General features: G+C 41.2%; 12 protein-coding genes and 3 pseudogenes. 14 read left to right on the top strand and 1 reads right to left on the bottom strand.

Features of this window, described 5'->3' with window-relative positions:
- Positions 1-23: 23 nt before the first annotated feature.
- From GW828_RS01675 to GW828_RS01650, 6 genes and pseudogenes are all read left to right on the top strand, one after another.
- A pseudogene (locus tag GW828_RS01675) lies at positions 24-443 on the top strand (hypothetical protein); the annotation flags it as partial.
- A 98-nt stretch (positions 444-541) separates the two neighbouring features.
- Positions 542-682, top strand: a pseudogene (locus tag GW828_RS01670) (RHS repeat-associated core domain-containing protein); the annotation flags it as partial.
- A gap of 42 nt (positions 683-724) precedes the next feature.
- The gene (locus GW828_RS01665) at positions 725-1,105 is read left to right on the top strand and encodes a hypothetical protein (RefSeq protein ID WP_273057036.1); all 381 of its coding nucleotides are present in this window, start codon (positions 725-727) and stop codon (positions 1,103-1,105) included.
- A gap of 589 nt (positions 1,106-1,694) precedes the next feature.
- The gene (locus tag GW828_RS01660; protein WP_182756730.1) at positions 1,695-2,195 is read left to right on the top strand and encodes a hypothetical protein; all 501 of its coding nucleotides are present in this window, start codon (positions 1,695-1,697) and stop codon (positions 2,193-2,195) included.
- A pseudogene (locus GW828_RS01655) lies at positions 2,196-3,128 on the top strand (N-acetylmuramidase domain-containing protein).
- Positions 3,115-3,552: a hypothetical protein gene (locus GW828_RS01650; protein ID WP_273057038.1), complete on the top strand. Its 438-nt coding sequence runs from the start codon at positions 3,115-3,117 to the stop codon at positions 3,550-3,552. The pseudogene GW828_RS01655 and the gene GW828_RS01650 overlap by 14 nt, the downstream one beginning before the upstream one ends.
- Positions 3,553-4,231: 679 nt before the next feature.
- Here the strand turns inward: GW828_RS01650 and GW828_RS01645 are convergent.
- Positions 4,232-5,518: a citrate synthase gene (locus tag GW828_RS01645; RefSeq protein ID WP_124015805.1), complete on the bottom strand. Its 1,287-nt coding sequence runs from the start codon at positions 5,516-5,518 to the stop codon at positions 4,232-4,234.
- A 429-nt stretch (positions 5,519-5,947) separates the two neighbouring features.
- On the opposite strand from GW828_RS01645, the gene sdhC reads away from it, so the two are divergent.
- From sdhC to sucD, 8 genes are all read left to right on the top strand, one after another.
- A complete protein-coding gene (gene sdhC / locus GW828_RS01640; RefSeq protein WP_124015806.1) occupies positions 5,948-6,322 on the top strand; it encodes a succinate dehydrogenase cytochrome b556 subunit in 375 nt (124 codons plus the stop codon).
- A complete protein-coding gene (gene sdhD / locus GW828_RS01635) occupies positions 6,316-6,663 on the top strand; it encodes a succinate dehydrogenase, hydrophobic membrane anchor protein (protein WP_124015807.1) in 348 nt (115 codons plus the stop codon). Before sdhC ends, sdhD begins: the two co-directional genes overlap by 7 nt.
- On the top strand, positions 6,664-8,430 hold the full coding sequence (gene sdhA / locus GW828_RS01630; RefSeq protein WP_124015808.1) for a succinate dehydrogenase flavoprotein subunit: 1,767 nt from the start codon (positions 6,664-6,666) through the stop codon (positions 8,428-8,430). It abuts the gene before it with no gap.
- A gap of 16 nt (positions 8,431-8,446) precedes the next feature.
- Positions 8,447-9,154, top strand: coding sequence for a succinate dehydrogenase iron-sulfur subunit (locus tag GW828_RS01625; RefSeq protein WP_124015809.1), 708 nt, complete (start codon positions 8,447-8,449; stop codon positions 9,152-9,154).
- A gap of 203 nt (positions 9,155-9,357) precedes the next feature.
- A complete protein-coding gene (gene sucA, locus GW828_RS01620) occupies positions 9,358-12,180 on the top strand; it encodes a 2-oxoglutarate dehydrogenase E1 component (RefSeq protein ID WP_124015810.1) in 2,823 nt (940 codons plus the stop codon).
- 28 nt (positions 12,181-12,208) lie between these two features.
- On the top strand, positions 12,209-13,402 hold the full coding sequence (odhB, locus tag GW828_RS01615; RefSeq protein WP_124015811.1) for a 2-oxoglutarate dehydrogenase complex dihydrolipoyllysine-residue succinyltransferase: 1,194 nt from the start codon (positions 12,209-12,211) through the stop codon (positions 13,400-13,402).
- A 75-nt stretch (positions 13,403-13,477) separates the two neighbouring features.
- Positions 13,478-14,644 (top strand): ADP-forming succinate--CoA ligase subunit beta, encoded by a 1,167-nt coding sequence (sucC, locus tag GW828_RS01610; RefSeq protein WP_124015812.1) that lies wholly within the window; start codon positions 13,478-13,480, stop codon positions 14,642-14,644.
- Positions 14,644-15,516 (top strand): succinate--CoA ligase subunit alpha, encoded by an 873-nt coding sequence (gene sucD / locus GW828_RS01605; protein ID WP_124015813.1) that lies wholly within the window; start codon positions 14,644-14,646, stop codon positions 15,514-15,516. The genes sucC and sucD overlap by 1 nt, the downstream gene beginning before the upstream one ends.
- Positions 15,517-15,544: the final 28 nt, after the last annotated feature.

The raw sequence follows: 15,544 nt of genomic DNA, 5'->3' as shown, positions 1-15,544 counted from the left end.
ATTAATTGAGCAGACATGGCGACATGTACAAAAAGAGACTCAATTATTTGTGTCCAGACGTTATCTATATGATAAGCAACATCAATTACTTCGATTATCGTTACGACGCTAGTGGCAATCAAATCAGCCAAATTGGCACTGTCGATAAACAACAGCGCAGCTTTAATGGCTTAAATCAACTGGTGCAAATCAACGTTAACGGCAAGCTGACGCAATACGAATATGATGCCTTAGGCCGTCGCAGTGCAAAAATCACCGAACTCGGTCGAACCGACTTTATTTGGGATAATCATCAGCTGATTGGCGAATGCACCTTAGCTGAATACACCTGGTTTATTTATCAGCCTGATACTTTCACACCTGTAGCACTAATTAAGTCCGGGCAGGTTTATTATTACCATTTAGTCCAACTCGGCACGCCGATTTGCTTGACCGATGAAAACAACCAAATTGTCTGGCGCAGCCAACAAGACGTGTTTGGTCAAACTATTGAAGGCTTAGATTTTGAGGTGGGGATAATGAGCATGTTGATTATTCAGCTCTGCAAGACAAAATTACTAACCCAATCCGTTTTCAAGGCCAATACTTTGATGACGAATCAGGGTTACACTACAATCGTTTTAGGTACTACAGCCCTCAGCAAGCTCGATTTATACACCAAGACCCTATTCGTTTGGTGGGCGGTATAAACCATTATCAATATGCCCCAAATTCAGTGAATTGGGTGGATCCGTTTGGTTTAAGCTGTAAAGAGTTTACTGCTTCTGAAGAATCAGCATCTTACCAAGGGCAAGAGCCATATATCGGAGTTGATAATCTCGAAAACATCGCTATTCCAAAAGGAATGTTACTAGCGCATATAACTTGGAAAGAGCAAGGTGGGATCACTGGAAATTATTTTACAACTCAAGGTGCTGTTGAAATAGCAAGGGCTAAAGATGGTTTTGTTAGCTCTAAAGCGTTGAATCAGGGAGTGCAAGTTTATGCGGGTGATGGTCGTGATGAGTATAAAAAATATGTACAGATATTTGAAGTTAAAGAAGATATTCCTCTCGGGGCTGCCGCTGTTGGGTCGATAAAAGCAAACCCACAATTTAACCCATGACGTTATTAAACACACGAACAGTACTTTATTCAAGATAGTCAGTTGAGTAAATTGGCTCCGGTTCGAAACTCACTAGAAAAAATGAAAGATATTAATGCTCCAGATATAAGTCAAAAATTAAATATACTAAGAGCAAAGGGTAATAAATAATGAATAAAACAAAAGTTTTGCCTTATCCTAGAGATGGGGAACCTAGCTGTTCTCACTTGCAGCCTGTAGTTGATTACTTAATTAACAATGGTAATAAGTCAGTAAATACATATGTTTGGGGTAATAATAGAACGGGATATTTTTGTCATTTACGATATGACATCGATTTTAATGAATTAAAAAAAGTATTCGACTTTCCTGAGAGTATTAAACTAAATGAAAAAAATCAGACGATCGATTGTTTTAACACCTACTCTTCAATAAATATAACATAAAAGTCAATTAAAAAATGAGGAGATAACTGATAAATAATCATATTTAGTCAAGTTCTGGTGGTTTTTCTAAAATATTTGGTCTGTTAGGGGAAATAATTCGCCAACCATTGCTGAAATGAAAAATGTGACCACTATTCATTTAACATCGATTAAAGGATAAACACTTGAGCAATGTAATATGTAAACCATTGGGATTAATAGATCATCGTAATCTTAAAAGTGATGAGGAAGTATTGTTAATGGTTGATTATGAGATGTTTTCTGATGAGACAACTTTACTCATTAAAAAGGGTAGCCACTTGGTTATATCGACTGATTTTTATTCAAAAATGAAAAAGAAAAGAAGATATTCACAGTCCGAATATCCGTTAACCGCATTGCCGTGGATTATTGACCGAATAGAAAATGGTTTTTTTAAAAATCCGGATGCAGGAGGTTTTTCAGACTTTGAACGCAATACTACTGCGGAATTTGAAACCGAAACCATTGGCATTAATGCCATGGCACATTGTTGCACTGAAAACTTACCTGGCTTAAATATTTGGAATGGTAATAGGAAAAGTTATATTTCTAATATAACACCTCACGAGTGGAATATTCCTAATTATATGTTGAAAGATGGTTTGTTAGATAAACTAAAAATAATAGCCGATAAATACTCATGAATGTATTACTGTAGCTATTATACTAATGACAAGGATAATACGATGTCATCGATAAAAATAACTCAAGCTGTCGGGCTGGGTGGAGCTAACAATGTAAACGATGTAAAAACAGTTCAAAGCGGTTTAAACAAACTACTTAAATTCATTCCTCCTACAAAATCATTAATTGCTGATGGCCGTTTAGGCTCTAGGCCTGAAAGCTCTAAAACCGTTGCAGCGATTAAGTTATTTCAAAGCAAAGTACTTAATATGCTACGTCCAGATGGCAAAATTGACGCGAATGGTCGAACTCATCGAAAGATAAATGAAAAGTTAATAGCCGTATCAAGCAAGTTTAACTATAAGTTACCGATAGCATCTATTGATATTCCAACATTATCAGAGTCTGATTATCTAGATATTGCGAATCAACTTGGCTGTAAAGTCGCTGCAGTCAAAGCTGTTGCGGACGTTGAGTCTTCTGGTGATGCATTTTTTTCAAACGGAAAGCCAAAAATTTTATATGAAGCCCATATTTTTTCTCATTTGACAAATCACAAGTATGATCAGAGTAACCCATCTGTATCCAGCAGAACTTGGAATCGAAGCTTATATAACGGTGGCTCCCAGGAGTATGCAAGGCTTGAAATTGCCATGACGTTAGATTCTTCAGAGGCTTTGAAGTCGACTTCATGGGGGCGCTTTCAAATTATGGGCTTTAATTATAGTGAGTCAGGTTTTACTAGCGTAGAAGCATTTGTTAAAGCAATGTTCAGCTGAGAAAGAAAACAGCTTGATGCTTTCGTTAGCTTTGTAAAGAATAAAGGGCTAGAAAAGTACCTAATAACGCTAGACTGGGCTTCATTTGCTAAAGGTTATAACGGGTCGCAGTACGAACAGAATAAGTATGATGTTAAATTACAGAAGGCATTTGAAAAATATGACAAAAAGTAAACTCTCTAACGCTTTGCGGGTTTTACCCTTATTTTTAGTTGCATCGTGTAGTGCCTCTCAGCGTGATGAGGCAGAGATTATATTTAAATGCCACGCTGAGCAGCCCAAATCGATTGATGTTGTTATTAGTAAAATGGATAACACGTTTAAATTAGAGCAATTTAACATTGCAAGTTCAAAGCTTGCTAATGCAGAGCTAATTAGTGATGTGAGTAAATCGAGCTTCCACCGCTCTTTAGTCACTGAGCACAGTATGACTTTTACACACGGCGATAGTGAATTCATCGTGAGTGACTACTACAGCGAAGAACTTAATATGATTACTAAAGAAACATCAGTAACAATACAAAAAATTGCTAAAAAAGAATATTGGCTTTGTGATGATTCAGGTTTTAGTAAGTTGGGCTCTGTTGAAGATTTCTAGTAAATTAAAAATGTTCATTATCTTGCTAAAATCAAAGTGGTTAAATTGGAATAAATGTACAAAGATGATGAAGTAGAAAAGCAGGTCTATTTTGCTGAACAGGCTCATTCATACCTTCGCCTATGCTTTCTTTTACAGTTTATATTTCTCAAAAAAGAGTTCTTCAGAAGAGACTTTGGCATGGGGTGGGGGAAACATTTTTGTTTGCTTTGTCATTGTTATATCTTTCACCAACGCAGCAGGTCCGAGGTGGAATAATTCAATTGATATAGATGATCACAACTTAACAATTAATGTTGCAGTTCAACAGTGCCAAAAAAACTTAATTAATGCTCCTAAAAGCTGGAGCTATTGTGTAAAAAAAGCCATTAATATGGGTTCTTGGAGAGGTTTAGTACCTCTTAGCTTGCACACAGGTGATCTGGATTGTAATAGAGTCATCAACAAAGACTAGTTTGAGTTTAATTACCACCAACTCAAACTGATTACGGTAATACGACTTTGATCTGTTAACACTTGTAATATATAGGTTCTAATAAACATAGCTTCTAACAGATTATAAATTTTCAGAAGGTGTTTAGTGTTGATTTATACAATGCGTTGAATAGTAGCTGATGTTTAAATCTAGATAACAAAAAAGCGCCTTTCGGCGCTTTTTTCTGTTTGGTTAATCAGATGATTAACGCTTATCAACGCTCACAAAATCACGCGCAGATTCACCAGTGTATAACTGACGAGGACGGCTGATTTTATGGCCTGGTTGATCTAACATTTCTTTCCAATGTGAAATCCAACCAACAGTACGAGACAATGCAAATAGCACTGTGAACATATCGTTAGGGATACCAATGGCTTTCATGATGATACCAGAGTAGAAATCAACGTTCGGGTATAGCTTCTTAGAGATGAAGTACTCATCTTCAAGAGCGATACGCTCAAGTTCCATTGCCACGTCTAATAATGGATCAACCACTTTCAGTTCTTTAAGCACTTCATGACAGGTTTCACGCATCACTTTAGCGCGAGGGTCGAAGTTCTTATAAACACGATGGCCAAAGCCCATTAGACGAAATGGATCGTTTTTGTCTTTCGCTTTCTCGATAAACTCAGGAATACGATCAACGCTGCCGATTTCTTCTAACATTTCTAAGCAAGCTTCGTTAGCACCACCATGAGCTGGGCCCCACAACGAAGCAATACCCGCTGCAATACATGCAAATGGGTTAGCGCCTGAAGAACCGGCTAAACGGACGGTAGATGTAGATGCATTTTGCTCGTGATCAGCATGTAATACAAAAATACGGTCCATTGCTTTTTCAACAACTGGGTTGACTTTGTACTCTTCACAAGGAGTAGCAAACATCATCGACAAGAAGTTACCTGCGTAACTTAAATCGTTACGTGGGTAAACAAAAGGTTGCCCCATTGAGTACTTGTAGCACATCGCTGCGATTGTCGGCATTTTCGACACTAAGCGGTAAGCTGCAATTTCACGATGCTTTGGATTGTTAACATCAAGAGAATCTTGATAGAAAGCAGATAATGCACCCGTTACACCACATAGCATTGCCATTGGGTGTGCGTCACGGCGGAAACCTCTGAAAAAGAATGCAATTTGCTCGTGAACCATAGTGTGTTCTTTCACTGTGGAAACAAATTGTTCGTAATCAGCTTTAGACGGTAATTCACCATACAATAGCAAGTAGCATAAATCTAAGTATGTCGATTCAGTAGCAAGTTGGTCAATTGGATAACCACGATGCAACAAGATACCTTGCTCACCGTCGATATAAGTAATTGCTGACTCACAAGATGCAGTAGCTAAAAAGCCTGGATCGAAGGTGAAATACCCTTTTTTTCCAAGTGTACTGATGTCGATAACGTCAAAACCTTCAGTACCTTTCTTAATAGGTAGGTCGATTGAATCGTTTCCTGGTAACTCTAATTTGGCTATATTATCAGCCATACCCCGTTCTCCTTACTTCATTCTTCTATATGAGTGCGGCATGTTAAGCGGTCATTACTTTACAGTGGATCGGGATCACAGATCAATTTAAATAAGCGTTTAAATTCGTTAGACCAAGGTATATGTCTGCTGTAAACCGCTCTAGGCTTGAATTAAATTAAAAAAACAGTAAAAAAACTTATTTTGCATAATGTGATGTTTGTATTTGACAATTCCCGCGAGTATACTTGCCTGCGTCCCTAAGGGAGACTAACGTCACAGTTTAGAAACGATTAATTTACGCACTAAATAGTGGTTTCTCAACTGATTAGATGTTTTAGAGTGATCTGTTATTTGTTTTAAAACGTAAGCTAAGTGTTAGCGTTAGTGGTTAAACAAATAACAGATATATAACAAAAATAATGCTCGACGGAGCTGAGTGAGCAGAACGTGAAAAAGCAAAGACCTGTCCATCTAGACCTGCAGACGATTCGCTTTCCTGCAACAGCGATCGCGTCAATCCTACACCGTGTTTCCGGTGTTATCATGCTATTTGCTATTGGTATTCTTCTATGGTTGTTAAATTCGACTTTAACATCAGCAGAAGGGTTCGCTAGCGTACAATCCTTGTTCGATGGTTTCGTGATGAAGTTCATCCTTTGGGGCATTCTAACCGCGTTAGGTTATCACTTGTTAGGTGGCATTCGTCATCTGATTATGGATACTGGTCGCTGGGAAGAGTTAGCTTCGGGTACAGCATCAGCTAAAGCTACGTTTGCTTTAGCAGCGGTTCTATCAATCATAGCGGGGATTTGGGTATGGTAACAAATGCAGCAAGTTTTGGACGTAGTGGTGTTCATGACTATATTCTATTACGCGCAAGTGCAGTGATCCTCGCTTGTTATACTATTTTCTTAGTAGGTTTTATCGCGTGTAGTGCCCCGTTAACTTTCGAAATTTGGAGTGGCTTATTCAGTTCACTTCCAATGAAAGTCTTTACTCTTATAACGTTGGTTGCTTTGCTTATCCATGCTTGGATTGGTGTATGGCAAGTGTTGACTGATTATGTCAAAAATACAGCGTTGCGTGGTGTACTACAGTTTACTTTTGTTGTTATCGCATTGAGTTATTTAGCTTCAGGCATAGTAATAGTGTGGGGTGTTTAAGTGAGTATTCCAGTACGCGAATTTGATGCAATTGTGATCGGCGCCGGTGGCGCAGGTATGCGAGCAGCATTACAGATTTCTAAAGAAGGTAAGAGCTGCGCGCTGTTATCTAAAGTATTCCCTACTCGTTCACATACCGTTTCTGCTCAAGGTGGTATCACCGTAGCATTAGGTAATGCACACGAAGATCATTGGGAACAACACATGTATGACACGGTTAAAGGTTCCGATTTTATCGGTGACCAAGAAGCCATCGAATTTATGTGTAAAACAGGTCCTGAAGCCATCATCGAACTTGAGCAAATGGGTTTACCTTTCTCTCGTTTTGAAAACGGCACCATTTACCAACGTCCGTTTGGTGGTCAGTCTAGAAACTTTGGTGGCGAGCAAGCCGCTCGAACTGCCGCTGCTGCTGACCGAACAGGCCATGCACTGCTTCATTGTTTATATCAACAAAACGTTAAACATAAAACTGACGTTTATTCTGAGTGGTATGCCTTAGATTTGGTTAAAAATGAAGATGATGTTGTTGTCGGTTGTACAGCGATTGAAATCGAAACCGGTGATATTGTTTATTTCAAAGCCAAAGCTACTATTTTAGCCACCGGCGGTGCAGGGCGTATTTACGCTTCTACCACCAATGCTCATATCAATACCGGTGACGGCGTTGGTATTGCAGCTCGCGCTGGTGTTCAGTTACAAGATATGGAAATGTGGCAGTTCCACCCTACGGGTATTGCTGGTGCAGGCACATTGGTGACTGAGGGGTGTCGTGGTGAAGGTGGATATCTTTTAAATAAAGATGGCGAACGTTTCATGGAACGCTATGCTCCTAATGCGAAAGATTTGGCATCTCGTGACGTGGTAGCACGTTCAATGATGACTGAAATTCGTGAAGGCCGTGGTTTAGACGGTCCATTAGGTCCGCATTTGTTGCTTAAACTTGATCATTTAGGTAAAGAAACCCTTGAAGCACGTCTTCCTGGTGTATGTGAATTATCCCGTACTTTTGCCCACATTGATCCAGCTGATGGTCCAATTCCTGTGATCCCGACTTGTCATTATATGATGGGCGGTTTACCGACTAAAGTGAGTGGACAAGTTATTCGCCAGAATAACGATGGCACCGAGCAAGATGTATTAGGTTTGTTTGCTGTGGGTGAGATTGCCTGTGTATCAGTACATGGTGCAAACCGTTTAGGTGGTAACTCACTACTTGATTTAGTGGTGTTTGGACGTGCTGCCGGTCAGCATTTAGGTAAAGCGTTAGACGAAACACCTGAGCCTAAAGCGGCGACAGACGAAGAAATAAGTGCATCACTTACACGTCTTAATCGTTGGGAAAGCAACAAAGACGGTGAAGATCCTTCGGTTATCCGTAAAGACCTTCAATTGTGCATGCAGTTAAATTTCTCTGTTTTCCGCAGTGGCGAAGCCATGGCAGAAGGTTTAGAACAGCTTCAAGCAATTCAAAAGCGTCTTGAAAATGCCAAGTTATCTGATAATTCAACAGAATTTAACACTCAACGTATTGAATGCTTAGAATTAGACAACTTGATGGCCACCGCGCTGGCAACGGCTTATGCAGCTAACTTCCGTACTGAAAGCCGTGGTGCGCATTCTCGTGAAGATTATTTAGATCGTGATGATGATAATTGGTTATGTCATAGCATATTTGACCCAGTCACTACCGCTATGAGTAAACGTGATGTCAACATGACACCTAAATTGCGCGATGCGTTTCCACCAGTAAAACGTACCTATTAGGCAGGAGTTGCAAAAGATGAAATTAACATTTGCATTGTATCGTTATAATCCTGATGTAGATACCAAGCCTTATATGAAGGATTACACCCTAGAAGTGCCAGATGGCTCTGATATGATGGTGTTAGATGCGTTAATTAAACTGAAAGAACAAGACCCAACGCTTGCGTTCCGTCGTTCATGCCGTGAAGGTGTGTGTGGTTCTGACGGTGTTAACATGAATGGTAAAAATGGATTGGCGTGTATTACACCAATTTCAACCTTTAAAGGGAAGAAAATTGAAGTCCGTCCATTACCAGGCATGCCAGTAGTTCGAGATTTAGTCGTCGACTTGACTCAGTTCTACAAGCAATATGAAAAGATTAAGCCTTTCCTGATTAATGATGAAAAGGCACCTGTTCGCGAACATTTACAATCACCTGAAGAGCGCGCTCATTTAGATGGTTTATACGAATGTATTTTGTGCGCATGTTGTTCAACTGCTTGTCCATCATTCTGGTGGAATCCGGATAAATTTATCGGACCAAGTGGCTTATTACATGCTTATCGTTTCTTAATTGACAGCCGCGACACGGCAACTGAAGAGCGTTTATCTGATCTAGATGATGCGTACAGTGTGTTCCGTTGTCATGGCATCATGAACTGTGTTGATGTTTGTCCTAAAGGATTAAACCCAACGAAAGCGATTGGTCATATTAAGTCGATGCTGCTAAAGCGGGCAGTTTAATGCACCAAGAAGAGCAAAATAGTCTGACTTATTAGCTCTATTAAGAGTCATCTCCAATAACGGGGATGGCTCTTTTGTGTGTTTATGCAATACCTCCTGAAATTAGGTTTTTTAAGATAGTTTCAGTCTACGTGTGATGTAACTTATGTTACTCACTGTTATGTTTATGGCTAGCACGTGTATCAAGTTTGAAAGGAATAACAATGCACCAAGGCATCATGAAAGCTTGGCTCGAGTCGTCGTATTTAAGTGGTTCGAACTCGACCTACGTAGAAGAGATGTATGAAGCCTATCAAGAAGATCCGCAATCAGTTACTGCTGATTGGCAGCTTGTTTTTGATAATCTCCCTCCCGTTAACGGTGCTTCAGTAGACGTACCCGAAACAGCCCACTCTAAAGTCCGTGACTATTTCCGTAGCTTAGCCCTAGAAGGTCGTTTTAAAAACGCAAACAGCGTAACCGATCCAGAGCTAGACGCGAAGCAAGTTAAAGTCCTGCAATTGATCAATGCCCATCGTTTCCGTGGCCATCAAAATGCCAATTTAGATCCATTAGGATTGTGGAAGCGTGAGGTTGTTCAGGAGTTAGATCCTGCTTATCACGGCTTAACTGTAGAAGACATGCAGCGTCAGTTTAATACTGGTTCATTCGCCCTCGGCGGTGAAACCATGAAGCTTGCTGATATTATTCATGCATTAAAGAGCACCTACTGTGGCTCTATTGGTGCTGAATACATGCATATTACTGATACCGATGAAAAACGTTGGATCCAACAACGTCTTGAACCGACATTAGGTAAAGCCCAATACGGTAACGATGTTAAAAAGCGTATTCTTGAAGGGTTGAATGCTGCAGAAGGTATCGAAAAATACCTTGGTGCTAAATTCCCTGGAGCTAAACGTTTCTCCTTAGAAGGTGGTGATTCGCTCGTTCCTATGATGCGTGAAATCATTTACCGTGCCGGTGAAGCTGGTACCAAAGAAATCGTTGTTGGCATGGCTCACCGTGGTCGTTTAAACCTGCTTATTAACGTGTTAGGTAAACGTCCTGCTGAATTGTTTGACGAATTTGCTGGTAAACACGCTGATACCCATGGTTCAGGTGATGTTAAATATCATCAGGGTTTCTCATCAGATTTTGAAACGCCAGGTGGTAATGTCCATTTAGCGTTAGCCTTTAACCCATCTCACTTAGAGATCGTTAATCCAGTGGTTATTGGTTCAGTTCGCGCTCGTCAAGATCGTCGTGGTTGTAAAGATGGCCTGCAAGTGATGCCAATTACTATTCATGGTGACTCTGCTATAACGGGTCAAGGCATTGTGCAAGAGACGTTTAACATGTCTCAAACACGTGGTTTTACCATTGGTGGTAGCATTCGGATTGTGGTCAATAACCAAGTTGGTTTTACCACATCTAACCATGCCGACACTCGTTCAACCGAATATTGTACTGATATTGCTAAGATGGTTCAGGCGCCAATTTTCCATGTCAACTCTGACGATCCAGAAGCGGTGGCGTTTATTTCGCAACTTGCAGTTGATTATCGTAATGAGTTTAAACGCGATGTGGTTATTGATTTAGTGTGTTATCGCCGTCATGGCCATAACGAAGCTGATGAGCCTAGTGCTACACAGCCGCTAATGTACGCTAAAATCAAAAAACATCCAACGCCACGTAAAATCTATGCAGATAAGTTAATCGCTGAAAATAGTATTCCAGCCGATGAAGTGACTGGTTTGATTAATCATTATCGTGATGCATTAGATGCCGGTGATTGTGTTGTTAAAGAGTGGCGTCCAATGACGCTGCATACGGTTGATTGGACACCTTATCTCAATCGTGAATGGGATGAAGATTATGCCGGTGCGATGTCGATGGACCGTCTACAAAACTTAGCCAATAAGTTAGTCGATATTCCTGATAATCATCCGCTGCAATCTCGCGTTGCCAAAATTTATGGCGACAGAACTGCGATGGCAAAAGGCGAGAAGTTACTTGATTGGGGTTTCGCAGAAACGCTAGCTTATGCTTCTATCCTTGAAGACAACAAGCGTGTGCGGATTACCGGTCAAGACTCTGGTCGTGGCACATTCTTCCATCGTCATGCGGTATTGCATAGCCAAAAAGACGGCACTACCTATTTACCTTTGCGTAATGTGGCAGATGAGCAAGGGCCAATTGATATTATTGACTCGGTATTGTCTGAAGCTTCAGTGTTGGCATTTGAATACGGTTACGCCACAGCTGAACCAGGTGGTTTAACCATTTGGGAAGCGCAATTTGGCGATTTCGTTAACTGTGCCCAAGTGGTAATTGATCAATTCTTATCATCTGGTGAGCAAAAATGGGGCCGTTTATGTGGTCTCACTATGCTGCTACCTCATGGTTACGAAGGTCAAGGCCCTGAGCATTCAAGTGCCCGTTTAGAGCGCTTCTTGCAATTATGTGCTAACCACAATATGCAAGTGTGTGTGCCATCAACTCCGGCGCAAGTTTATCACATGCTGCGTCGTCAAGTTGTTCGTCCGATGCGTCGTCCATTAGTGGTAATGTCGCCTAAATCTTTATTGCGTCATCCATTAGCTGTGTCTAGCTTAGAAGAGCTTGCTGAAGGTACTTTCCAAAATATCATCGGTGAGGTTGATACCTTAGACGCAAGTAAAGTTGACCGTGTTGTATTCTGTAGTGGCAAGGTGTATTTCGAGTTACTTGAAAAACGTCGCAAAGAGAATGTCACTAACGTTGCCATCGTGCGTGTTGAGCAGTTGTATCCGTTCCCTGATGTGGAACTTCGTGCAGCATTAGAAACTTATCAACATGTTACTGATTTTGTTTGGTGTCAGGAAGAACCGCAAAACCAAGGTGCATGGTACTGTAGTCAGCATCATTTCTGGGCTAATATTCCTGCAGGTGGTCAATTAACTTATGCCGGTCGTGAAGCGTCTGCTGCACCAGCATGTGGTTATCCTGGCTTGCACGTACAGCAGCAAGAATCATTAGTTAATAGCGCATTAAAACTGTCGTAATAGATAATTTATATAAGGGAAGCTTTCCATGAGTATCGAAATTAAGGTACCCGTATTACCAGAATCTGTTGCTGATGCAACTATTGCTACTTGGCATGTTAAACCTGGTGAGCAGGTGACTCGTGATCAAAACTTAGTTGATATCGAGACTGATAAAGTTGTTTTAGAAGTGGTTGCACCTGAAGACGGTTCAATCTCTGAATTGTTATTCCAAGAAGGTGACACCGTTTTAGGCGAGCAAGTGATTGCTAATTTTGTCGCTGGTGCAGTTTCTGGCCAAGAAGTGACTAAAGCTGAAGCGTCAGCGCCTTCTGCTGCGGCATCTACTGAAGCGGCTACTGATGAATCTAACGATGCATTGAGTCCTTCAGTACGTCGTGTGATTGCAGAGCACAATCTTGATGCCAGCAAAATTAAAGGTTCTGGTGTTGGCGGACGTGTGACTAAGGATGATGTTGATGCATTTCTTAAGTCTGCACCAGCTAAAACCGCGCCAGCTGCACCTGTTGCACCACTTGAAGGTCGTAGTGAGAAGCGTGTTCCGATGTCACGTCTTCGTAAAACCATTGCTAAACGTCTTTTAGAAGCGAAAAATTCAACGGCAATGTTGACCACGTTTAACGAAGTCAACATGAAGCCAATCATGGATATTCGTAAACAGTATCAAGACATTTTTGAAAAACGCCATGGTATTCGTTTAGGCTTTATGTCTTTCTATATCAAAGCAGTAACAGAAGCGTTAAAGCGTTTTCCAGAAGTGAATGCGTCTATTGACGGTGATGATATTGTGTATCACAACTATTTTGATATCAGCATTGCAGTATCGACACCTCGTGGTCTGGTAACACCAGTATTACGTGATACCGATACCATGAGTCTTGCTGAAATTGAAAAAGCAGTTCGTGAATTGGCTATCAAAGGCCGTGACGGAAAGCTATCTGTTGCAGATATGACTGGCGGTAACTTCACAGTCACCAACGGTGGTGTGTTCGGTTCGTTAATGTCGACTCCAATTTTGAACCTGCCACAAAGCGCAATCTTAGGCATGCATGCTATTAAAGATCGCCCAATGGCAGTAAATGGTCAGGTTGAAATCCTGCCTATGATGTACCTAGCACTCTCTTACGATCATCGTATTGTTGATGGTCGTGAGTCAGTTGGCTTCTTAGTTGCGATTAAAGACTTCTTAGAAGATCCAACTCGTCTGCTGCTTGATCTATAAGTCAGTAGATAAACCCTCGTCGCTGGCTCATATTGAGCCAGTTGGATTTGATTAGAAGTATATGGATAGATCATCATGAATTTGCATGAGTATCAGGCAAAATCTTTATTTGCCGAATATGGTTTACCAGTCTCTGAAGGCTTTGCATGTGATACTGCTCAAGAAGCAGTTGAAGCAGCTGGCCACATTGGCGGAAATTTATGGGTTGTTAAGTGTCAAGTACACGCAGGCGGCCGTGGTAAAGCAGGTGGCGTTAAAGTTACCGGTAGTAAAGACGAAATCAGAGCATTCGCTGAAAACTGGTTAGGCAAGAACTTAGTAACGTACCAGACTGATGCTAAAGGTCAGCCAGTTGCTAAAATTCTAGTTGAAAGCTGTACTGATATCGCCAACGAATTGTACTTAGGTGCAGTTGTTGACCGTAGCACTCGTCGCGTTGTGTTCATGGCGTCGACTGAAGGTGGTGTTGAAATTGAAAAAGTGGCTGAAGAAACGCCAGAACTTATTCATACAGCAATCATCGATCCGTTAACGGGTCCGCAAGCTTTCCAAGCTCGCGATCTTGGCTTCAAGTTAGGTTTAAACCCAACACAAATGAAGCAGTTCACTAAGATCTTTATGGGTCTTGCGAACATGTTTAACGACCATGATTTTGCATTATTAGAAATCAATCCACTTGTTATCACTACTGAAGGCAACCTTCACTGTTTAGATGGCAAAATTGGTATTGATGGCAACGCATTATATCGCCAGCCAAAAATCAAAGCGATGCATGACCCATCACAAGATGATGCTCGTGAAGCACATGCTGCTAAATTTGAATTAAACTATGTTGCTTTAGACGGTAACGTAGGTTGTATGGTGAATGGTGCAGGCCTAGCAATGGGTACAATGGACATCGTAAACCTACACGGCGGCAAACCAGCTAACTTCTTAGACGTTGGCGGTGGAGCAACTAAAGAACGTGTTGCTGAAGCCTTTAAAATCATTCTTTCTGACAGCAATGTTAAAGCAGTATTGGTTAACATCTTCGGTGGTATCGTACGTTGCGATATGATCGCTGAAGGTATTATCGGTGCAGTTAAAGAAGTTGGCGTTAAAGTGCCAGTAGTTGTTCGTCTTGAAGGTACTAACGCCGAATTAGGTCGTGAAGTATTGGCTAAGTCTGGTCTTGATATCATCGCGGCAACAAGTCTAACTGACGCGGCTGAGCAAGTTGTTAAAGCTGCGGAGGGCAAATAATGTCTGTTTTAATTAACAAAGATACCAAGGTGATCTGTCAAGGTTTCACTGGTGGTCAGGGTACTTTTCACTCTGAGCAGGCGATTGCTTATGGCACGCAAATGGTTGGCGGTGTTTCTCCTGGAAAAGGTGGTCAAGTTCACCTTGGTCTTCCAGTATTTAACACAGTTAAAGATGCAGTAGCACAAACTGGTGCAACAGCATCTGTTATCTACGTTCCTGCACCATTTTGTAAAGATGCAATTCTTGAAGCAATCGATGCTGGCATTCAGCTAATCGTTTGTATCACTGAAGGTATTCCTACACTTGATATGCTGCAAGTGAAAGTGAAGCTTGAAGAAACTGGCGTTCGCATGATCGGTCCTAACTGTCCAGGCGTAATCACTCCTGGTGAATGTAAGATTGGTATTATGCCTGGTCACATTCACAAGCCAGGTAAAGTTGGTATTGTTTCTCGCTCTGGTACATTAACGTACGAAGCGGTTAAGCAAACGACTGACGAAGGTTTCGGCCAATCTACTTGTGTAGGTATCGGTGGCGACCCAATTCCTGGTACTAACTTCATCGACGTATTGGAAATGTTCCAAAACGATCCACAGACTGAAGCGATTGTAATGATCGGTGAAATCGGTGGTAACGCTGAAGAAGAAGCGGCTGAATATATCAAAGCACACGTAACTAAGCCTGTTGTGTCTTACATTGCTGGTGTTACTGCACCAGAAGGTAAGCGTATGGGTCATGCTGGCGCAATTATCGCTGGTGGTAAAGGTACTGCTGCTGATAAATTTGCTGCTTTAGAAGCTGCTGGTGTTACGACTGTTCGCTCTTTAGCTGATATCGGTAAAGCATTACGTATTCGTACTGGCTGGTAATATTTACTCGGCTTAAAAAGGCGCTTAG

Source organism: Shewanella vesiculosa, from assembly GCF_009994065.1.
Classification (GTDB): Bacteria; Pseudomonadota; Gammaproteobacteria; order Enterobacterales; family Shewanellaceae; genus Shewanella; species Shewanella vesiculosa.
This window is presented reverse-complemented; position numbering and strand designations above follow the sequence as displayed.

Coding starts and splice junctions, on each gene's coding strand:
- sucD (WP_124015813.1), top strand. CDS start 14,644: ATGTCTGTTTTAATTAACAAAGATACCAAGGTGATCTGTCAAGGTTTC.
- sdhD (WP_124015807.1), top strand. CDS start 6,316: ATGGTAACAAATGCAGCAAGTTTTGGACGTAGTGGTGTTCATGACTAT.
- sucC (WP_124015812.1), top strand. CDS start 13,478: ATGAATTTGCATGAGTATCAGGCAAAATCTTTATTTGCCGAATATGGT.
- GW828_RS01650 (WP_273057038.1), top strand. CDS start 3,115: ATGACAAAAAGTAAACTCTCTAACGCTTTGCGGGTTTTACCCTTATTT.
- GW828_RS01645 (WP_124015805.1), bottom strand. CDS start 5,518: ATGGCTGATAATATAGCCAAATTAGAGTTACCAGGAAACGATTCAATC.
- sucA (WP_124015810.1), top strand. CDS start 9,358: ATGCACCAAGGCATCATGAAAGCTTGGCTCGAGTCGTCGTATTTAAGT.
- odhB (WP_124015811.1), top strand. CDS start 12,209: ATGAGTATCGAAATTAAGGTACCCGTATTACCAGAATCTGTTGCTGAT.
- GW828_RS01625 (WP_124015809.1), top strand. CDS start 8,447: ATGAAATTAACATTTGCATTGTATCGTTATAATCCTGATGTAGATACC.